The sequence below is a fragment of the Streptosporangium nondiastaticum genome (assembly GCF_003011965.1).
Classification (GTDB): domain Bacteria; phylum Actinomycetota; class Actinomycetes; order Streptomycetales; family Streptomycetaceae; genus Streptomyces; species Streptomyces nondiastaticus.
Window position 1 is genome coordinate 139,204 of the sequence record NZ_PXWG01000002.1, and the last position, 18,841, is coordinate 158,044.

The following is an 18,841-nucleotide window of genomic DNA, read 5'->3' on the forward strand; positions in this document are numbered from 1 at the left end:
CCCGCCGGCTCACGGCGAGGCTCCGCGCGGCCCGGTGCCGTAGAAGATCTGCTCCTTGAGCCGCCGGTCCGCCTTCTTGCGCCAGAAGGCCAGCAGCACGCGGTTCTCGACGGTTTCGGGAGCGTCCGGGCCCAGGAGGCGGTTGAGGTCGGGCAGGACGGCGTGGAACTGGCGGACGGCGTCACCCACCTCACCCTGTACCGCCGTCCAGTGGGCCAGCCGGGCCCTGCTGACCAGCGTGGCCCTGTCGTCGGAGCCGAGGACCCAGGCGATGTCGCTCACCAACAGGCTGAAGAGCCGCACCGCTTCCGCGGCTTGCCCCGTCTCTCCCGTCCAGTGGGCGAGCTGGCTGCGTGCGAGCAGGGTCTCGCGGTCATCGGGGCCCAGCACCCGTTCGAGATCCGGTACCGCGGCGGCGAACAGCCGCCGCGCCCGGCGCCGCCGTCCCGCGGCGCCCGACCAGTGGGCCATTCGCGACCGGCTGAGAAGGGTGTGCCGATCGTCGGCGCCCAGAGCCCAGGACACGTCCGGGACCAGGTCCGTGAGCAGGCGCGCGGCACGCTTGGTCCCACCTGCCCGGCCCGTCCACTGCGCCAGGTTCATACGCCCGGTGAAGGTCTCGCGGTCCTCCGCACCCAGGACACGGGACAGGTCGGGCACGAGTTCACCGGACAGCCGCGCCGCTGCGGCCGGGTCGCTGGCCTCCCCGGTCCAGCGAGCCAGCCGGGCACGGCCGATGAGGGTCTCGCGGTCGTCGGGGCCCAGGACGCGCACGAGGTCGGTGAGGACGGAAGTGGTGAGGCTCAGCGCCTCATGGTGCCTGCCCGACTCGCCCACCCAGTGGGCGAGTTGGCTCTGGCCGGCGAGCGTGGCGCGGTGGTGCGGACCAAGTACGCGCGTCATGTCCCCGACTACGGCGGTGGACAGCCTGAGCGCCTCGTCGGTGTCGCCCTCACGCCCGGTCCAGTAGGCGAGGTTGACCCGTCCTACGAGGGTGGCCGGATCGTCCGGCCCCAGCATCCGGGTGAGATCGGGCACCACTTCGTTCAGCAGACGCATGGCCTCACCGGTCCGGCCTTCCTCGCCAAGACGGCGGCCGAGGTCCCAGCGGGCCAGCAGCCCTTCCCGGGTGCCGGAAGGCCCGCCCGCGTCGGCCTCGGTGACCCGTCTGGATCTGGCGCGCGGGCGGGGCCGAGTCAGGATCAAGAACTCCGCGGTGTCCGTTCCGCATTGCTGGGGCTCCGGCAGACCCTTGGCCGGCAGCACCCGCTTGAGGTGCCGGAACAATGCGCCCAGCGTGACCTCGGCCGACGACGTACTGGGGATGCCGTCCCGCAGAGCGAGCAAGAGCTCGCCGGTGAACGCGGTGTGCCGTTCGCCGTCCTGGAAGCGGGCGGGCTCGTTGGCGGCTGCCGACGTCAGCGTATAGGTGCCCGTGATCTCCATCTGGTCGATGAGCGGTTCGTACGTTCCGGACAGACCACCTGCGATGGCACGTCCGGAGAAACAGCAGTCGAGGATGAGCACCCGGTTGCGCGCCGGAGTGGCCCGAAATGCCTCGCGGATTCCCTGGAAGGGGAAGGCCGTGAACGACGGTGCCTCGCTGACGGACTTGGACAGCCCGAGATACAACTCGCGCCGCTCGTGTCCGATCAGGCCGTGCCCCGCGTAGTAGACGAGAAAGACGTCCTCGGCCTGTCGGGCTGCCTCAAGCAGCGGCAGTCCGAGATCCCTCGGCGTGGCCGGGTCGAGCACCGTGCAGGTGCATGCCGGGGAGAAGGCTCCTGGTCGGCCCTCGGTCAGCAGTCGCTTCAGGTCACGGACGTTGTTGCGGACGGCCGGGACACCGGGCAGCAGAGCGTCCTCGGGGTACTCCGCTGTGCCGATCAGAACAGCGCGTGAACAGGCCGGGTCGGGTGAGCGCATCATGCTCAGCGCTCCGCTTCGGACGCCTCACCGAGAGCGGGGGCGGTCCCGCCGGAGACTGCCTCCCTGCCCGTGTCCGTATCCGTCTCCGTGTCCGTGTCCGAATGCAGCGCCGTGCGCAGCAGGTTCTCGACCGCGTCGAGATTCTTCGCGTGCTGCACTGTCAGTTCCGTACGCGTTCCGTCAGGGGCGACCACCCTTACCCGCACAGTGCTGCGGCGCGGCTGGCGCACGTAGACCGCAACCGCCCTGGCCAGTGCCGTCAGTGCACCTCCGGCGCCGACCGCCACGACGAGGGTGTCACTCCAAGCGCCCAGTTCGCCCGCACCGGGGGCGGACGGCGGAACGTGCACCCGTCCACGCAACAGTGCTTCGCCGCCGAGCCAGTCTCTCAGGTCCACAAGGGAGTCAGGCCCTTCGGAGCCGTCCACGGCCAGCAGGGATCGCATCACAAACCGCCTCTCCGCCTCACGCCTTTTTCTCATCGGGCCCGCGGATGGGCGGCCCCCCGTGTGGTCATCCTCACACCAGTGTGCCACTTCGGGAATCGTGGTGGCAGCCGAAAGAACGCGCTACGTCCCCGAACTCCTCCGCCTCTTCCGCATCCGCCCCGCCCCGCCATCGGCTGCGCTGTGTACCGGACTTCGCCGACCCTGAACTGGTCGCCGTGCCCAGGCCAGGTGGCCAACGAGGCGTACTGGCCAGTGCTGTTCACCTGCCACCCATCGTCACCGGCGCCGGCGCGTCGTCGCGCAAATCCGATCCGCCGTTCGACGGGCTGCGCCCCGGCGACGTCGCCATCGATGACGTGGCATGCGCAAGATCGCACTAGGGGTCCGGGCCGGGCACCACCTCAGTGCTCGTCTTCGACGGTCCAGTGAGTGACGAAGAAGTACTGCCGGTCCACCTCACCCTCGGCCTCCACCTCGCGCCCGGCGAGGTGGCTCACGTCGCTCGCCTCGAAGGGGCTCGCGCCTGGCAGCCGCACCACGTAGTCGTACTCGCCGGTGTGCAGGACGAGCGCGTCGCGTTCGCTCTTGGAGCCCACGTCGACGCGCTCGTAGGAGAGCCGGCCGCGCAGTCGCCTCGTCGTCACCGGGTCACCGGGCCTCGTACTCGTCCACGGACACGATGTCGCCGTCCTGCTCGCGGATGACCACGACGACGTCGGTGCGCACCGGCGCGTCGGGGTCGCGCTGGGCGTGCAGGAGGTGCTGGCGAGGTGGCTGCCCGAAGGACTTCTGTGCCTCGCCCTCGTGCTTCCAGACCGCGGCGAACGAGGAGACGGCGTAGCTCGGCGGCAGGTCGTGCCGCTCGGCGATGTCGCGCAGGCGCGAGGTGAGCCCGGCGTCGCGTTCAGTGCCGGGAAGGGGCTCCGGTACGGAGACGGACTGCTCCAGCATGTGGGCGACGAGCCTGGCTTCCCGGCGGCGGTGGGTCCGGGCGGCGCCCGGGTCCGTCCCGCCGACGGCCTTGGCGCGGGCCTTGACCGGTTTGGCCGAGGGGTCGCCGAGGAGGACGAACTGCGCGAGGGTCTTGAGGTCCACCGGGTCGAGGCGGCCCTTGAGCTTCACGTAGTCCAGCCGCGCCTTGAGTGCGGCGTAGCCGCCGGACTGGCCCTGGAGAAGCTCCCGCACGAGGTACTGAGTGATCAGGTCGGCTTGGTCGCAGCTGTCGGCGGGCCCGTAGGCGATGGTCGTGCTGCCGAAGAAGACGAGGGCGCCGCTGCCCAGGTAGGTGTTGCACAGCGGCAGGTGCGGGGCGGCCGGAGGCCGGTAGAGCTCGGCCCCGTAGCAGCACTCGGCCGCCAGGACCGTCCCGTCGGCGAGGTGCCCGTCGATGTCGCCGGCCTTGAGGGCGACGGGGTAGCCGGAACTGCCCTGTCCGTACCAATGAGAGTCCTTGGCGGCGCCGTGGCAGTTAACGAAATGGCTCCTGGCGGCGAGGGGTCCGGGCTGCCACGGTGATCCGCCGGGCGGGACCAGGTGCAGGGCGGAGGCGTCACCGAAGAGCGTCGCGAGGTTCTCGCGCGTCGACTTCTCCCACACAGCGGCGGAGAGCCCGAAGTAGCCCTCGTACTTCCCACGGTCCGCGGGTGCGACCGCGGCGGCACGCCCGAGGAGGCCGGTCAGGTAGGCCGGGTCGTGCTCCCCAGTCACGTCCGGCAGGCGGCCCACGACGCGGCTGGGCGCGGTGTACCGGCCCGGCTCCTGCCTGCCCGCCCCGTACGTGGTTTCGCAGGCGTACGGCAGGTCGCTGGGGACGACCGGGTCGTCGTCGTGGGGGACGGGGTTCTTCAGTTGCTGGTGCGGGATGACGTCATGGCTCCCCAGGAGCATCAGGTAGTCGGGGCCGACCCCGTGGAAGACGGCGTCGACGGCGTCCTTGTTCTGCCGCGCGTCGGCGGGGTCCGTCACCTCCGGGGCACCGTACCGGGCCATGTCGTCCGGGCTGCCGAGGTCGACCACGGTGGTGTCGACGCCCCGGTCCCGGTCGGCCTCGACCAGGCCGGTGAGAGCCTCGCGCACCGAGGTGAGGCCCGCGCCCGTGTACCCCTTGTGCCGCATGGCGGCGTAGTTCGCGGCTACGATCTTGACCGAGCTCATGGACAACACCTCTCCGCCGGCTTCGGTCGCCGGTTCAGGTCTTCAGCGCGGCCAGGCAGAACTGGACCAGCCCCGCGTCGACATCCTTGATGATCCTCTCCATCTCCGCCCACGGCGGGTGGAAGCTCGCGGCGTCCGACGCGGGGTCCTCCTTGCCCCACTCGATGGTGAAGGCAAGGACCTTGCCCTTGCTGTCGTCGACGATGTGCCGGGAGTACGCGTAATCGTCGCTGGTCCCACAGGTCGCGTACAGGTGGAAGCCGGACATCGGCTTGTATGTGGCGGCACGGACGCGGTGCAGCCCCGCGCAGAATTCCTCGGCCAGTTCGAGGGCGGTGTCCTCGTCGCTCTTCGGGATGTACTCCGCGTACGCGGTGTCGTGGGGCAGGCCGCGCTTAGGACGACACAGTCCTTGCCTCCGTCAGGGGTGGAACCGACTTCGAGGGCGTGACACGTCACGCCCTCGACCGAACGCTCGGGAAGCGCGACGAGCCGGCTCAGCTCCGGGTACGCGCCTGCCAGGCGGACCACGGCCGAATCGACCTCGGTAGTGTTGAAGTACTTCGCGTTGAGCGGCATGGGAACCTCACCGGATCAGTCCTCGACCTTGTCGCCGAGCCCGCGCGGAACGGCCGACGGGTCGGCGAACCGGTCGCCCTCCCCGACCTCGGCCTGGCGGGCCTTGCCCACGGCGGTGGCATCGCCCACCACCGTCACGGTCACTCCCGGCTGCTCCAGCACCGCGGCCTTCCGCTCGCTCACGTAGGCGTCGATGCCGACACTGCCGTCCGCATGCGTACGGGGACGACCTCCGACGTCGGGGCGCTCAGCTCGAAGAAGCGCGCGCAGTGTGTCCGCGTCCTTGGCGGTAACCCGGACGCGCAGGATCTTGTCATAGTGGCTGTCGTCGGAGGGCATGGCCTCACGTCCCTCATTGGGTCTCTGCTTTCACAGTGCCCCCTGCGGGGGGGAGGGATGTCAAGCGACCCGGAATTCCGTTATCGCCCGCAACAAAGCGGGGTAAAGCGGGGTTATATGTGCGTTTTCCCGGCCCGGAAAAGCGCGCCTTCTTCTTCACCTCGTACCCGCGAGCGGAGAGGAAGATCCACAGGTAAAGCTGACGGAGCTACTGGCCCACAAACGCGCCGTGCCTGTGCCTGCCGGTGCGCCTGAGAGATGTCGGCGAGGACTTCGGCCGACTGGACTTCGCCGAGGCCGGCCGCAAGCGGTTCTGCTAAGGGCGCGCACCTGGCGGTCGTTGACGGCCCGATAAGGATGCCGCCGAGGCCACGTCGCCCACGATGCGCCGCCATCTGCGGGAATGGTGGCAGGCGATTCTGCTGACCCGTATCGAACCGCGCAGGTCGGTGATCGTCATCCGGACCCGGTGGGACGAGGACGATCTCGCGGGCCGCATTTACGTCCTCGACGACCGCTCGGGGACCCTCGGCGCGGAGACGTGGCGTGCAGAAACGTTCCCGCTGGCGATCGAGCTGCGCGCGGACGCCATCGGCATCGGCATCGGCATCGAGAGCAACTTCGAGGGCGATATGAGTCGGCAGATCGTTCAGCAGACATGGCAGGAGCTCCAGCGGGAGGGTCGCACGGAAGGCATCTCCCTTTCCCAGGGTGTAGCGGGGGCCCTGAGAACCGCTCGCACCGCGCCCTCGCCGCTCGACGAGGTGCACCCTGAAGGAGGCGGCCAACGCTGAGGCCAGTGGCAGGTAGTCGTCAGAGGTGCGCAGAGCCCCGCCGAGCAGGATGAGGCCCGGACCATCGCCCGTCGTCCGATAGCTGATCGGCGTCCCGTCGGCCGACAGGGCCGCGTGCGGGCAGGCCGGTGAGGTCTGGAGGTTCTGGCTCACTTCGCGCCCTTCCTCTCCAGCCTCTCCAGGCCCTCAAAAGTCGCCAGGATGCGTGCGGCGTGTTCGGCGTACTCCTCGTACGGCACGCCGCTGAGCGCGACGAGCGCAGCCAGCCGCTCCGCCCCGGGCCGGGCACCGGAAGGTTCGATCGGCCGGACGCAACTTTTTCGCATTAAGCTGGACGCATGAGTGCCCGAGCGACCACACGCCCCGGCGGGCGCAGCGCCCGCGTCCAGCAGTCCGTGCATCAGGCCGTCCGCGATCTGGAGGCGGAGGTGGGGCGGGACGCGCTGACCGTGCCGCTGATCGCCGCCCGCGCGGGGGTGACGCCGTCCACCGTCTACCGGCGCTGGGGGGACCTGCGGGAACTGCTGTCCGATGTCGCCGTCGAGCGGCTGCGTCCCGACGGTCCGCCGGCCGACCACGGCAGCCTGCGGGCGGACCTGGAGGCGTGGGCGGTGCAGTTCGCGGACGAGATGGCCTCGACGGCGGGGCGCACGTACATCCGCGACGCCCTGCTGGGCGACCCTGAGCAGGGCAATGCGCTTCGCTGCTCCGATTACGCCGCCGAGCAGTTGAAGGCCATCGGGGTGCGCGCGGCCGGGCGCGGGGAGGGCGTGCCCGATGTGGAGACCCTGCTGGACGTCCTCGTCGCCCCCCTCATGTACCGCATCCTGTTCCGCCCCTCGGATCTGTCGGAGGCCTACACCGACGGGCTTGTGGCGTCGGCGCTCGGCCGGGGCTCTGCTCCCTCCGGAGGCTAAAAGCTAAGGGTTTGCGTTTTGGGGCGCGTGGGATCTAATCTGTCTAACGCAAAGCGTTTGCTTTAGGCATGAGAGGTGCTCCGTGCTCAGCGTCCTGGCCCCGCCGTCCCCTTCCCGCCGCCTGCCCGTTCTGGGCCGCCGCAGCGCCTTCCCCCTCCACGCCTCCATCCTGGCCGCCCTGCTGGCCGCCTCCAGCGCGCCGACCCCCCTCTACGCCCTCTACCAGGCCGAATGGCACTTCTCGGCACTGACCGTCACCGTCGTGTTCAGCGCCTACGCACTCACCCTGCTCGGCACCCTGCTGACGGCGGGCACTCTCTCGGACCACCTCGGCCGGCGCCCCGTCCTGATCGGTGCGCTGCTCGCGGAGGCCGCCGCGATGGCCGTCTTCGCCACCGCCCAGGGCGTCACGGCGCTGATCGCCGCCCGGATCCTGCAAGGCCTTGCCACCGGCGTCGCAACCAGCGCCGCCGGAGCCGCCCTGCTCGACTTCGAGGACCCCGGCCGCCCAGGACGGGCGACGCTCGCCAACGGCATCACCCCCGTGGCCGGCATGGCGGCCGGCGTCCTGGCCTCCACCGCCCTCGTGCAGTACGCCCCCGCTCCCACCCGCACCGTCTACCTCCTGCTGCTCCTGCTGTTCACCGCGCAGGCGGCCGCGGTGCTGCTCACCACCGAGACCGCACACCCCCACTCCGGCGCGTGGCGCTCCCTGCGTCCCGGCATCGCCGTCGCCCCCGCCTCCCGCCCGGCCATGAGACTGCTCGCCCCCGGCGTCGTCGCCGCCTGGGCGCTGGGCGGCTTCTACTCCTCCCTCGGTCCCTCGCTCGCCCGGCTCGTCGCCCCGCACACGTCCCGCGCCACCGGCGGCCTGGTCTTCTTCACCCTGACGGCCGCAGCCGGCCTCGCCGTCCTGGCCGCGCGGCCCCTGTCCCCCCGCACGGCGAGCGCCGCCGGCGCCGCGGTCCTGATCCCCGGGGCCCTGCTGACCCTGAGCGCGCCCCACTTGCACAGCCTGCCCGCCCTGTTCGCCGGCACCGCCCTCGCGGGCACCGGCTTCGGCGCCGTCACCCAGGGCGCCCTGCGCCTGCTGCTGGCCCCGGCCGCCCCGGACGAACGCGCCGGCACCCTCGCCGCCTACTACGTCCTCAGCTACCTGGCCATGAGCATCCCCGCCGTCCTCGCCGGCCTCCTGACCAACCTCTACGGCCTGCAAACCGCCGTCTACCTCTACGCCGCGACGGTCATCCTGCTGACCCTGACCGGCCTCGTCCGCTCCGTGCGGCAGCCGGCCACCGGCTGACCGGATCCCGCCGTCCCGCACCGGACCGCACCGCCCCATCCGAACCGCCCCATCCGAAAGGACCACCGATGAACACCACCACGCCCCGTCAGGCCACTTCACCCGCACGCACGGGATGGAGCCTCGGCGACATCGCCGTACGCCGTGTCGACGAGATCGAGCTGCCGCGCCAGACCGGACCCTGGCTACTGCCGGACGCCACCAAAGAGGTGCTGGACGAGGCGTCGTGGCTGCGCCCCGACTTCGCCGACGCCGACGTCCCCCGTCTGGCGAGCCACAGCTTCGCGGTGGAGGCGGGCGGGCTGCGGATCGTCGTGGACACCGGCATCGGCAACGCCAAGCCGCGCGCCAACCCGGCCTGGAACGGACTCGACACCGACTTCCTGCAGCGCCTGGCGGCGGCCGGTTTCCCGCCCGAGTCCGTGGACCTCGTGATCACCACGCACCTGCACACCGACCACGTGGGCTGGAACACCCGCCTCTCCGGTGACGACTGGGTTCCCACCTTCCCCAACGCCCGCTACCTCACCAGCCGCACCGAATGGGACCACTGGGCCGCCACCGACCTGGACGACGCCCGACGCCAGATGTTCCGCGACTCCGTCACCCCCGTGCACGACGCCGGACAGTACGACCTCGTGGACGTGCCCGAGCAGGGGCACGAGGTCGCGCCGGGCGTCCTGCTCATCCCCGCCCCGGGCCACACCCCGGGACAGGTCGCCGTCGAACTCCGCGGCAGCGACCGCCACGCGCTGATCACCGGCGACAGCATCCACCACCCCGTGCAGCTCTCCCACCCCCACGTGCACAGCTGCGTCGACATCGATCCCGCCCAGGCCATCCGCACCCGCGCCCGCCTGCTCGACACCCTGGCGGACACCGACGCGCTGCTCCTGGGCACCCACTTCCCGCAGCCCACGGCAGGCACCGTCCGCCGGGAGAACGGCCGTTACCGGCTGCTCGCCGAGCACGCCGCCGAGATGCCAGCCACCGCGGCCTGACCGCGCAACCGGCCGCACCCGCGCAGGCCGCCGCGGCGTCCTCAGCTGCCCACCCGGAACCTCCGCCTTCAGGGTGTCGGCCACACCACCGCCCCACCCCCACCGACAGGAAGAACATCCATGTCCGCCGTCGAACTCACACCGCCCGAGGCCGCCCGCTGGGCCGCCCGCGCCGGACTCGACCTGCCCGCCGAGCGCCACGCCGCGGTCGCCGCGGTCGCCAACCACATCCACAGCGTCGTCTCGGTCCTGCGTGAGCTGGACTTCGCGGACGTCCCGCCCGCCGCCGCCTACCACCCCGTACAGGAGAAGCGCGATGCAGCCGTATGAGCTGTCCCTCGCCGCCGCCGCGGACGCGATACGGGACCGGCGACTGTCCCCCGTCGAACTGGTCGACTCGGTCCTCGACCGGATCGAGAAGGCGGAGCCGCACCTCGGCGCCTACGTCACGGTCGCCGCGGAGCAGGCGCGCCGGACCGCACGCGAAGCCGAACACGAAGCGGCGCACGGCCGCTACCGGGGACCGCTGCACGGCATCCCGATGGGACTCAAGGACCTCATCGATGTCGGCGGGATGGCCACCACGGCCAGCTCCCGGGTCCGTGCCGACCACCGCGCCACGGCTGACAGCACCGTCGCCGCACGTCTGAGCACAGCCGGCGCGATTCTGCTCGGCAAGACCCACACCCACGAATTCGCGTTCGGCCTGACCACCCCTCAGACCCGCAACGCCTGGGACACCGGCCGGGTCGCCGGCGGCTCCAGCGGCGGCTCCGCGGTCGCCGTGGCGTCGGGCACCGCGACCTTCGCCCTGGGCACCGACACCGGCGGGTCGATCCGGGTGCCCGCCGCGCTCAACGGCGTCGTCGGCCTCAAGCCGACCTACGGTCTCGTCCCCCGTCACGGCGTCACCTCCCTGTCCTGGTCACTGGACCACGTCGGCCCGATCACCCGCACCGTCGAGGACGCGGCCCTGGTCCTGACCGCGCTGACCGGACACGATCCGCGCGACCCCGCCTCGCTCGCTCTGCCCGCCGTGGACTACCGGCCCGGTGCCGGCACCGACCTGACAGGGCTGCGCGTCGGTCTGCCGCGCACCTACTACTTCGACCACGTCCACCCGCAGGTGGAAACCGCCGTCCGGCACGCCATCGGGCAACTGGAAGCCCTGGGCGCCCGGCTCGTCGAGGTCGACATCCCGATGACCCGCTACGTCCAGGCCACCCAGTGGGGCCTGATGGTGCCGGAAGCCGGCGCCTACCACGAAGGCAGCCTGCGCACGGTCCCCGGCCTGTACGAGGAGGACGTCCGCATCCTCCTGGAGGCAAGCGAGTTGATGAGCGCGGGCGACTACGTGCGCGCCCAGCGCTCCCGCACGCTCATGCGCGCCGAGTGGGCACGGATGCTGGAGGACGTCGACGTGATCGTCGCCCCGAGCGTCCCGATGCCGGCGGTCGGAGCCGGCCAGGAGACGGTGACCTGGCCCGACGGCACGGTCGAGAGCGTCTCCGACGCCTACGTACGGCTCAGCTCCCCCGCCAACATCACCGGAGTCCCCGCCCTGACCGTTCCGGTCGGCCACGACGCGGCGGGCATGCCCATCGGCATGCAACTGCTGGGCCGCCCCCTCGGCGAGCCCGCACTCCTGCGGGTCGGCCACGCCTACGAGCAGACACAGCCCGCCCGTGCCCTCGCCGCGGCGGTCTGATCTCACGCAGGAGCGGACCACCCCCTACCCCGTACATCGGCGGCCCCGACTCCTGGGACCTGTACAAACGGAGGAGGGTGTAGCTCTTCCTGACTGACGAGCCGCACCCGCTCTCCGGCCCTGGTGTGTCGAGCTGCCTGAGCGAGATCATGGATGATCGAGCGATGTTGGTTCGTGTGGAAAAGGCGCAGGCGGTCTCGCTGCCGCAGACGGCAGTACGGATTCACTCGGCGATCGGGACCGCGGTGGTGAGCTGGCACGGTGACCTGGACGAGATGGACGGCCAACACCATGTCGAGTGGACCGTGGACGAAGATCTCCACTGGGGAGAGAACATTCAGCTCTCCGCCCTTGCCGAACCATGGCTCGGGCAGGACGGCAACCACATCATCCTGCGGGGCCGGATCAATGTCTCCGAGGCTGACATCGCAGCCCTTGAGGTGGATGGCTCGCTGATCATGTTCGGCCTCGCGGCACCGCTTCCGGAAGGCATCGCCGCCCCGTGGGTGGAGATCCGCGTCGCAGCGGCCGGCGTTTCTCTCTATCCGTTCCAGCTCTGACTGAGCGCTTCGTCCCAGTTCGAAGCGCATCATGAGTCACCGGAAGCCTCTTTCGCCGCTCTGGCGATGCGACGGGCCCAATAGGCGGGGAGCGTGTCGGTCGACCCCGGGCTTCCGCGCCTTGTCCGACGCGGAAGATGCTCGCGGGTCTGTCGGTGACGGGCCACCCCTGGTTTCATTGAGTGGACCCGTCCCGTGCGATCCGTGGGGGCTCAGCGTGAACGGCTCGCACGATGGCAGCGGCGCGGACGAGGAGCGGTCCCACAGCCGCGGACACCGCCCGGCTCACGGCGAACCCCTCCTTGACCGGGCCTTTCGCGTACTCACCTGTCTCGGGCCGGACACACCGGTGCTGTCGTTGACCGCCCTGGCCGCGCGGGCGGACCTGCCGAAGGCCACCGCGCTGCGCATAGCCCGCCGGCTCACCGAACACGGCGCGCTGGAACGCACCGCCGCCGGTCACTACACCATCGGCCCACGGCTGCTGGAACTCGCCACCGTGGCACCGCGCGGCCACGGCCCGCGCGCCGTCACCCGCGCCATGGCCGCCCAGCCCGTTGTCACGTCGCCGGAGGCGCCGAAATGACAGACGTCCGAGGCGAATTGATCCGTGCGCTGCCGGGTGTGCTGGAGGCGCATGCGGCGCGAGCAGGGCGTATGACCGCCTTCCTGGACGCCAGGCGGAGCGTCACGTACCAGGAGTTGGAGGAGCGGACCCGTCGGCTGGCGGGCCACCTGGTGCGGTTGGGGGTACGGAGGGGCGACCGGGTGGCGCTCCTCCTGGGCAACCGGGTGGAGATGGCGGAGGGTTTTCTCGCGGTTCTGCGGGCGGGAGCGGTGGGGGTTCCGCTCGATTCGGGTGGTGCGGAAGCGGAGCTCGCGTACTTCCTCGACGACAGCGGAGCGGTGGCGGTGATCACGGAGGAGACGCTGCTGCCGCGGGTCTCGCAATTGGCAGCCGTACGGCCACGGTTGCGGTCGCGGGTCCTGGTGGTGGACACGGGCGCCGTGCGGGACGGAACGGCCGCGGACACCCACTCCTTCGAACGGCTCGCCGGGTCGGATCCGGGATGCGCGCCCCGGGACGACCTCGGCCTGGACGAGCCGGCCTGGATCCTCTACACCTCGGGGACCACGGGGCGGAGCAAGGGTGTGGTCTCCAGCCAGCGCGCCGCGCTGTGGTCCGTGGCGGCGGCCTACGTGCCGTTGTGGGGCCTGGGGCCGCAGGACCGGCTGCTGTGGCCGCTGCCCATGTTCCACGCCTACGCGCACTCGTTGTGCCTGCTGGGAGTGGTGGCCGTGGGCGCGAGCGCGTACCTCCTCGACCGGGGCGCGAGCGTCGCCCAGGCGCTAGCCGAACAGCCGTGCACCATCGTGGCCGGCGTGCCCGCCACCTACCGCCTGCTCACGAGCGCGGTCCGCGAGACCCCCCGTCCGCCGTCCGGCCTTCGTCTGTGCGTCTCCGGGGGCGCGCCGTGCCCCCCGGAGCTGCGGGCGGACGTCGAGGAGCTGCTGGGCGTCCCGCTGCTCGACGGCTACGGCAGCACCGAGACCTGCGGGAAGATCACAGTTGAGCGGCCCGGTGGCTCCGGGCAAGGCGGTTCGCCGGTGCCCGGCGTCAAGGTGCGGCTGACCGATCCGGCCGGGGGCGACGATGTCTCCGACGGGGACGAAGGGGAGATCCGGGTCCGCGGTCCGAACCTGATGCTCGGGTATCACAACCGCCCGGACGATACCGCCCGCGCCGTGCAGGACGGCTGGTACCGCACCGGAGATCTCGGGCGTCGCGATGAACACGGCGGCCTGCGCGTCACCGGCCGTCTCAAGGAACTGATCATCCGTGGTGGCGAGAACATCAATCCGGTCGAAGTCGAGCACGTGCTGCTCAGCTGCCCCGGCGTCGTGGACGCTGCCGTCATCGGCAGGCCGCATGACGTACTGGGCGAGGTACCGGTGGCCTTCGTCGTCGCCGATCCGCGGCGCGGCGTCGACACAGCCCTCGTACGCGCCCGCTGCCGGGAGCGGCTGTCGGACTTCAAGGTGCCCGACGAGGTGTACGAGACCGGCGCCGTGCCCCGTACCCCCTCCGGCAAGACCGACCGTCCCGCGCTGGCACGGCACCTGGCCGAACGGCTCGGGCCGGCGCGCGAGGCCACGGCGTCCGCCCTGCGCCGGCGGCTGGCGGCGCTGTCCCCGTCCGACCGGTCCGACGCCGTGTCGCGTCTCGTCCTCGCGGCGACGGCGCACGCGAGCGGTGTGCCGGAGCGCGACCTGGAGCCGGGCCGGCCCTTCACCGACTTGGGGGTCACGTCCCTCGGGGGCGTACTGCTGCGTGACCGGCTGGGCACGGCCACCGGCCTGGAGCTGCCCGCGACCTTGGTCTTCGACCACCCGACCCCCGCCGCCGCAGCGGCGTTCCTGCAGACCACGCTGCTCGGCGGCCCGGCCCCGGACGGCGGCGGGGCGCGTACGCCCACGGCCGAGCCGGTCGCCATCGTCGCGATGGCCTGCCGGTATCCGGGCGGCGTGGCCTCGCCCGAGGAGCTGTGGCGGCTCGTCGCGGACGGGATCGATGCGACCTCGGAAGTCCCCGGCGACCGTGGCTGGAACCTCTCCGGTCTCCACGACCCGGACCCCGACCGGCTCGGCACCTCCGTCACCCGCCGCGGCGGCTTCCTGCGCGGGGCGGCCGACTTCGACGCGGCCTTCTTCGGGATGTCCCCACGGGAGGCACTGGCCACCGATCCGCAGCAGCGGCTGCTGCTGGAGACCACCTGGGAGGTCTGCGAGCGCGCGGGCATCGACCCGGCGGCGCTGCGCGGCACCGACACCGGCGTGTTCGTCGGCGTGATGCACGACGACTACGCGGGCCGTCTGCTGCACCGCGGCCCGCACGAGCTGGAGGCGCATCTGGCGCTGGGCTCGGCGGGGAGCGTGGCCTCAGGCCGTATCGCCTACGTCCTGGACCTGCGCGGGCCCGCGGTGACCGTGGACACCGCGTGCTCGTCGTCGCTGGTGGCGATGCACTCGGCGGCACAGGCGTTGCGGTCCGGCGAGTGCTCGCTGGCCGTGGCCGGGGGCGTCACCGTGATGGCCACTCCCGCGTCGTTCGTGGCGTTCAGCAGGTTGCGCGGCCTGGCGCCGGACGGCCGGTGCAAGCCGTTCTCGGCCGCGGCCGACGGCACCGCCTGGGCCGAGGGCGTGGGCGTGGTCCTGCTGGAGCGGCTGTCCGATGCCCGGCGCAACGGCCATCCGGTGCTGGCCGTGCTCCGCGGTTCGGCAGTCGCGTCCGACGGCGCGTCCAACGGCCTCACCGCGCCGAGCGGCCCGGCTCAGCAGGAGGTGATCCGGCAGGCGCTGGCCACCGCCGGGCTGTCCCCGGCGGACATCGACATGGTGGAGACGCACGGCACCGGTACCGCGCTCGGCGATCCCGTGGAGGCGCGGGCGCTTCAGGCCGCGTACGGGCCGGGGCGGCCCGGCGACCGGCCGCTGTGGCTCGGGGCGCTGCGACGACGCCACCTATGAAGGGCAGGCGGCCGTCGCCCTGGAAGCGGCAGCGGGGGAGGGATCCGCCGAAGCCCTCCCCTGGCGCCTCGCGCGAGCCGGCGGGCTGTTGGTGTACGACCCGGTACCCACCTTGGCCGCCCTACTGGACCGCACGGTGGCCGGCGAGCGAACGGCCGTCCTCGCCGCGGCCTTCCACCGCACGCTCGCAGAGGCGACCGCCGCCCTGGTTCAGCAGGTTGTGGCTGCCGGGGCGCCGTCGACCGTGTGTCTGTCGGGCGGCTGCTTCCAGAACGCACGTCTGCTCACGGAGACGAGATCCCTGCTCGAGGAACAGGGGTTGCGGGTCCTCGTAAGCAGTGCCGTGCCGGTCAACGACGGCGGCATCAGCTACGGGCAGGCGGCCGTGGCCGCAGCCCGCCTACAGGAAGGATGACGGTGATGTGTCTGGGCATTCCGGGCCGGGTGGTTGAGATCCACGACCGTGCCGGCCTGCGGATGGCCACGGTCGACTTCGGCGGTGTCCGCCGCGAGGCGTGCCTGGCCTACACACCGGAGGCCGGCGTGGGCACGTATGTCGTGATCCACGTGGGGTTCGCCATCACCACGGTCGACGAGGCCGAGGCGGAGCGAACCCTGGAGGTGCTGCGGGCCATGGCCGACGCCGTGGAGGGAGAACTCGGGGAGCCGCTCCCCGGCTCCCGCTGACACACGCGAGGTGACCGGCCCGGCCCTCGACGGCACCCTGCCCATGCGGCCTCCGCCCGCCACGGGCCATGCTGGAAGCGAGGAGGCGACCGCGCCATGACCCGTACCCCGGAGTCACCGGCCGGCGCGGTGTACGCGCTGCTGGCCGACGGGACGACCGTGCGCGTCCGGCCCGTCGTGCCGGAGGACCGCACGACGGTTCTCCGGCTGTACGAGCACATGTCCGCCGAGAATCTGCGGCTGCGCTTCTTCGCCGCCGGTCCCCTCGTCGCGCAGCAGGCGGCGGACGCGTTGTGTCCGGGCACCGGGCGGGGCGACCGTGCTCTGCTGGCCGAGGCGGGCGGCGACGTGGTGGGGCTGGCCGAATTCCACCCGGCACCCACCGATCCGCCCGGAGGCAGGCCGACCGCCGCCGAGGTCGCCCTCGCCGTGGCGGACGCGTGGCACCACCGTGGCGTGGGAACGCTCCTGCTGGAACACCTCGTCGACCTCGCGCGAGCCGAGGGGATCCAGGAGCTGACGGCCGACGCGCTGAGCGCGAACATGCGCGTCATCAAGGTCTTCGCCGACCTCGGGCTCCCCGTACGACGGCGTTTCGACGGGCCGGAAGTCCACGTCCGGGTGGCGTTGACGCCGGACGAGCACTACCTGACGGCCCTCGACACGCGAGGACGCACCGCCGACGTCGCCAGCCTCCGGCCGCTGCTGCGCCCCGGGTCGGTCGCCGTGGTGGGCGCGGGCCACCGACCCGCCTCCGTGGGACGGGCGATCCTGCGCAACCTGCGGGCCAACGGCTTCACCGGCCCGGTGCATGTCGTCAACCCGCACGGCCCGGCCCTCGACGGCCTGCCCTGCCACCCTGCCGTCTCCGGCCTGCCGGTGACCCCGGATCTGGCCGTCCTGGCCGTCCCCGCGCACGCGGTGCCCGCCGTCGCCGAGGAGTGCGGCGCGCGCGGAGTGCGGGCGCTGGCCGTGGTGACGTCCGGGCTCGACGCGGACCAGGCGGCAGGGCTGCGGGCGGCCTGCCGCCGGCACGGCATGCGCGTGGTCGGGCCCAACTGCCTGGGGCTGGCCAACACCGAGAAGGATGTCCGGCTGGACGCGACGTTCGCCGCCCGGTTCCCGCTGCCGGGCACGGCCGGGGTCGCCACTCAGTCGGGCGGCGTGGGCATCGCCCTGCTGGACGGGCTGTCCCGGCTGGGGGTCGGCGTATCCACGTTCGTCTCGCTCGGCGACAAGTACGACGTGAGCGGCAACGACCTGCTCCAGTGGTGGGAGGAGGACGGGCGCACCGATCTGGCGGTGCTGCACCTGGAGTCGTTCGGCAACCCCCGCGCGTTCTCCCGCACCGCGCGGCGGGTGAGCAGGCGCATGCCGGTGCTCACGGTGGACGCGGGGCGGTCGGAGGCCGGGCGCCGGGCGGCGGCCTCGCACACGGCGGCTGCCGCCACGCCGACGATGACCCGGCAGGCGCTCTTCCACCAGGCCGGTGTCATCGCCACCCGGACCATCGGGGAGCTGCTGGACACGGTGGCGCTGTTGCACGCCCAGCCCCTGCCCGTCGGCGACCGCGTGGTGGTGGTCACCAATGCCGGCGGGGTAGGGGTGCTGGCCGCCGACGCGTGCAGCGAGGCGGGACTGAGCGTACGGCCGCTGGAGCCCGCGCTGGCGGCGGAGGTCGCGGCCGTCCTGCCGGCGGGGGCGGCGGTCGGCAATCCGGTCGACGCGACCGCCGCCGTCCCGGAGGACCGGCTGCGCGCCTGCGTGGATCTCCTGGCGGCGCACCGGGACGTGGACGCCGTGCTGGGCGTCCTGGTCCCCACGGCCCTGGCCGCCGCCACCGGCGACGATCTGGTGCGGGCGTTCACCCACGCCGCGGCGCCGGCACCGTGCACGACGGCGCTCGTCCTGGTGGACCGGCCCGGGCGCGTGGAGTTGTTGCCGGCCGAGCGCGGCGGAGCCGTGCCCGCGTACGCCGACGCGCAGGACGCCGCCCGCGCCCTGTCGTACGCGGCGGCCTACGCCCGTCACCGGAGCCGTCCGCAAGGCCTGCCGCCTGAGCCGTCCGGCATCGACGTGGAAGGGGCCCGGGCGGATGTGGCCGAGTGGCTCGCCGAGCGGCCGGAGGGCGGCTGGCTCGATCCGGTGCGGTGCGCGCGGCTCCTCGCCCGCTACGGCATTCCGCAGGTCGCCTGGGAGTGGGTGTGCGACGAGGAGACGGCCGTGGCGGCGGCCGCGCGGCTGGCCGGCCCCGACGGCCGGGTCGTCCTCAAGGCCCACTGGCCGGGGCTGGTGCACAAGACCGACGAGGGAGCCGTCCGCCTCGACCTCCAGGGCGGCGGACAGGTACGAGCGGCCTACCGCGACTTCGTGGACCGCTTCGGCGACCGGCTCTCCGGCGTGGTGGTGCAGCCGCAGGCCCCGCACGTCCTGGAGCTGGTGGCGGGCGTCGTCCAGGACCCGGTCTTCGGCCCGCTCGTGCTCTTCGGCCAGGGCGGTACGGCCACCGACGTACTGGCCGACCACGCCGCCCGCCTCGCCCCGCTCACCACCTACGACCTCGACGACCTCATCACCTCACCACGCTGCTCCGCCCTCCTGTCGGGCCGCCACGGCGGCACCCCCGTCGACCTCGGCGCCCTTGAACGGCTGCTGCTGTGCCTCTCCCGGATGGCGTGCGACCTGCCCGAGCTCGCCGAGGCCGACCTGAATCCCGTGGTGGCCTGCCCGGACGGCGTCATGGCGCTGGACGCCCGCGTGCGGCTGGAACCCCGCAAGGCCTACGACCCGTACCTGCGCCGCCTGCGCTGAGACCGGCGCGCTGAGACCGGCGCCCGGATGGCCCGCACCCTCCCGGCACGCTCGGCGTGCGGCCCGCCGGGGGCGTGCGCAG

At 72.4% G+C, this 18,841-nt stretch carries 19 protein-coding genes; 12 read left to right on the forward strand and 7 right to left on the reverse strand.

Annotation, left to right across the window (positions count from 1 at the left end):
* Nucleotides 1–9: 9 nt before the first annotated feature.
* The 6 genes from B7P34_RS02170 to B7P34_RS02190 form a co-directional block, all read right to left on the reverse strand.
* Nucleotides 10–1,929 carry a caspase, EACC1-associated type gene (locus B7P34_RS02170; protein WP_106674038.1) on the reverse strand — a complete coding sequence of 640 codons (1,920 nt, stop codon included), beginning with the start codon at nucleotides 1,927–1,929 and terminating at the stop codon, nucleotides 10–12.
* 2 nt (nucleotides 1,930–1,931) lie between these two features.
* Nucleotides 1,932–2,375: an effector-associated constant component EACC1 gene (locus B7P34_RS36605; RefSeq protein WP_146166705.1), complete on the reverse strand. Its 444-nt coding sequence runs from the start codon at nucleotides 2,373–2,375 to the stop codon at nucleotides 1,932–1,934.
* A 404-nt stretch (nucleotides 2,376–2,779) separates the two neighbouring features.
* On the reverse strand, nucleotides 2,780–3,022 hold the full coding sequence (locus B7P34_RS02175) for a hypothetical protein (RefSeq protein WP_106674039.1): 243 nt from the start codon (nucleotides 3,020–3,022) through the stop codon (nucleotides 2,780–2,782).
* A gap of 4 nt (nucleotides 3,023–3,026) precedes the next feature.
* Entirely contained in the window at nucleotides 3,027–4,532 is a 1,506-nt protein-coding gene (locus B7P34_RS02180) for a hypothetical protein (protein ID WP_106674040.1), read from the reverse strand.
* Nucleotides 4,533–4,566: 34 nt separating this feature from the next.
* On the reverse strand, nucleotides 4,567–4,800 hold the full coding sequence (locus B7P34_RS38160; RefSeq protein ID WP_106674041.1) for a hypothetical protein: 234 nt from the start codon (nucleotides 4,798–4,800) through the stop codon (nucleotides 4,567–4,569).
* A 326-nt stretch (nucleotides 4,801–5,126) separates the two neighbouring features.
* On the reverse strand, nucleotides 5,127–5,450 hold the full coding sequence (locus B7P34_RS02190; RefSeq protein WP_106674042.1) for a hypothetical protein: 324 nt from the start codon (nucleotides 5,448–5,450) through the stop codon (nucleotides 5,127–5,129).
* Nucleotides 5,451–5,833: 383 nt separating this feature from the next.
* Between B7P34_RS02190 and B7P34_RS02195 the strand changes: the two genes are divergently transcribed.
* The gene (locus B7P34_RS02195) at nucleotides 5,834–6,244 is read left to right on the forward strand and encodes a hypothetical protein (protein WP_106674043.1); all 411 of its coding nucleotides are present in this window, start codon (nucleotides 5,834–5,836) and stop codon (nucleotides 6,242–6,244) included.
* Between the two features lie 149 nt (nucleotides 6,245–6,393).
* On the opposite strand, the gene B7P34_RS37155 is transcribed toward B7P34_RS02195, so the two are convergent.
* Nucleotides 6,394–6,570, reverse strand: coding sequence for a hypothetical protein (locus B7P34_RS37155; protein WP_189382370.1), 177 nt, complete (start codon nucleotides 6,568–6,570; stop codon nucleotides 6,394–6,396).
* 12 nt (nucleotides 6,571–6,582) lie between these two features.
* On the opposite strand from B7P34_RS37155, the gene B7P34_RS02200 reads away from it, so the two are divergent.
* The 11 genes from B7P34_RS02200 to B7P34_RS02250 all read left to right on the forward strand — a co-directional run bounded on the left by B7P34_RS02200 (nucleotide 6,583) and on the right by B7P34_RS02250 (nucleotide 18,759).
* Nucleotides 6,583–7,161, forward strand: coding sequence for a TetR/AcrR family transcriptional regulator (locus B7P34_RS02200; protein WP_106674044.1), 579 nt, complete (start codon nucleotides 6,583–6,585; stop codon nucleotides 7,159–7,161).
* An 82-nt stretch (nucleotides 7,162–7,243) separates the two neighbouring features.
* Nucleotides 7,244–8,464 (forward strand): MFS transporter, encoded by a 1,221-nt coding sequence (locus B7P34_RS02205; RefSeq protein WP_223267403.1) that lies wholly within the window; start codon nucleotides 7,244–7,246, stop codon nucleotides 8,462–8,464.
* A 68-nt stretch (nucleotides 8,465–8,532) separates the two neighbouring features.
* Nucleotides 8,533–9,465, forward strand: a complete 933-nt coding sequence (locus B7P34_RS02210) for an MBL fold metallo-hydrolase (protein ID WP_106674046.1) — start codon at nucleotides 8,533–8,535, stop codon at nucleotides 9,463–9,465.
* 120 nt (nucleotides 9,466–9,585) lie between these two features.
* A complete protein-coding gene (locus B7P34_RS02215; RefSeq protein ID WP_106674047.1) occupies nucleotides 9,586–9,795 on the forward strand; it encodes a hypothetical protein in 210 nt (69 codons plus the stop codon).
* Complete coding sequence (locus B7P34_RS02220; RefSeq protein ID WP_106674048.1) at nucleotides 9,782–11,173, forward strand: amidase; 1,392 nt, start codon at nucleotides 9,782–9,784, stop codon at nucleotides 11,171–11,173. Before B7P34_RS02215 ends, B7P34_RS02220 begins: the two co-directional genes overlap by 14 nt.
* Nucleotides 11,174–11,337: 164 nt before the next feature.
* The gene (locus B7P34_RS02225) at nucleotides 11,338–11,733 is read left to right on the forward strand and encodes a hypothetical protein (RefSeq protein ID WP_146166707.1); all 396 of its coding nucleotides are present in this window, start codon (nucleotides 11,338–11,340) and stop codon (nucleotides 11,731–11,733) included.
* Nucleotides 11,734–11,764: 31 nt separating this feature from the next.
* Entirely contained in the window at nucleotides 11,765–12,319 is a 555-nt protein-coding gene (locus tag B7P34_RS02230; protein WP_106674050.1) for a helix-turn-helix domain-containing protein, read from the forward strand.
* Entirely contained in the window at nucleotides 12,316–15,261 is a 2,946-nt protein-coding gene (locus B7P34_RS39250) for a beta-ketoacyl synthase N-terminal-like domain-containing protein (RefSeq protein WP_286157437.1), read from the forward strand. Before B7P34_RS02230 ends, B7P34_RS39250 begins: the two co-directional genes overlap by 4 nt.
* A gap of 19 nt (nucleotides 15,262–15,280) precedes the next feature.
* Complete coding sequence (locus B7P34_RS02240) at nucleotides 15,281–15,676, forward strand: Kae1-like domain-containing protein (RefSeq protein ID WP_435693942.1); 396 nt, start codon at nucleotides 15,281–15,283, stop codon at nucleotides 15,674–15,676.
* The gene (locus B7P34_RS02245) at nucleotides 15,673–15,948 is read left to right on the forward strand and encodes a HypC/HybG/HupF family hydrogenase formation chaperone (RefSeq protein WP_223267404.1); all 276 of its coding nucleotides are present in this window, start codon (nucleotides 15,673–15,675) and stop codon (nucleotides 15,946–15,948) included. Before B7P34_RS02240 ends, B7P34_RS02245 begins: the two co-directional genes overlap by 4 nt.
* Nucleotides 15,949–16,044: 96 nt before the next feature.
* Entirely contained in the window at nucleotides 16,045–18,759 is a 2,715-nt protein-coding gene (locus tag B7P34_RS02250) for a bifunctional acetate--CoA ligase family protein/GNAT family N-acetyltransferase (RefSeq protein ID WP_106674052.1), read from the forward strand.
* The last annotated feature ends 82 nt before the right edge of the window (nucleotides 18,760–18,841 follow it).

Excerpts from the sequence above, each read along its gene's own strand:
- B7P34_RS02195 (WP_106674043.1), top strand. The coding sequence starts at position 5,834 with ATGCGCCGCCATCTGCGGGAATGGTGGCAGGCGATTCTGCTGACCCGT.
- B7P34_RS02230 (WP_106674050.1), top strand. The coding sequence starts at position 11,765 with ATGAGTCACCGGAAGCCTCTTTCGCCGCTCTGGCGATGCGACGGGCCC.
- B7P34_RS02180 (WP_106674040.1), bottom strand. The coding sequence starts at position 4,532 with ATGAGCTCGGTCAAGATCGTAGCCGCGAACTACGCCGCCATGCGGCAC.
- B7P34_RS02250 (WP_106674052.1), top strand. The coding sequence starts at position 16,045 with ATGACCCGTACCCCGGAGTCACCGGCCGGCGCGGTGTACGCGCTGCTG.
- B7P34_RS02200 (WP_106674044.1), top strand. The coding sequence starts at position 6,583 with ATGAGTGCCCGAGCGACCACACGCCCCGGCGGGCGCAGCGCCCGCGTC.
- B7P34_RS02190 (WP_106674042.1), bottom strand. The coding sequence starts at position 5,450 with ATGCCCTCCGACGACAGCCACTATGACAAGATCCTGCGCGTCCGGGTT.
- B7P34_RS02220 (WP_106674048.1), top strand. The coding sequence starts at position 9,782 with ATGCAGCCGTATGAGCTGTCCCTCGCCGCCGCCGCGGACGCGATACGG.
- B7P34_RS36605 (WP_146166705.1), bottom strand. The coding sequence starts at position 2,375 with ATGCGATCCCTGCTGGCCGTGGACGGCTCCGAAGGGCCTGACTCCCTT.
- B7P34_RS02215 (WP_106674047.1), top strand. The coding sequence starts at position 9,586 with ATGTCCGCCGTCGAACTCACACCGCCCGAGGCCGCCCGCTGGGCCGCC.
- B7P34_RS02225 (WP_146166707.1), top strand. The coding sequence starts at position 11,338 with ATGTTGGTTCGTGTGGAAAAGGCGCAGGCGGTCTCGCTGCCGCAGACG.
- B7P34_RS02245 (WP_223267404.1), top strand. The coding sequence starts at position 15,673 with ATGACGGTGATGTGTCTGGGCATTCCGGGCCGGGTGGTTGAGATCCAC.
- B7P34_RS39250 (WP_286157437.1), top strand. The coding sequence starts at position 12,316 with ATGACAGACGTCCGAGGCGAATTGATCCGTGCGCTGCCGGGTGTGCTG.
- B7P34_RS38160 (WP_106674041.1), bottom strand. The coding sequence starts at position 4,800 with ATGTCCGGCTTCCACCTGTACGCGACCTGTGGGACCAGCGACGATTAC.
- B7P34_RS02170 (WP_106674038.1), bottom strand. The coding sequence starts at position 1,929 with ATGATGCGCTCACCCGACCCGGCCTGTTCACGCGCTGTTCTGATCGGC.
- B7P34_RS02210 (WP_106674046.1), top strand. The coding sequence starts at position 8,533 with ATGAACACCACCACGCCCCGTCAGGCCACTTCACCCGCACGCACGGGA.
- B7P34_RS37155 (WP_189382370.1), bottom strand. The coding sequence starts at position 6,570 with ATGCGAAAAAGTTGCGTCCGGCCGATCGAACCTTCCGGTGCCCGGCCC.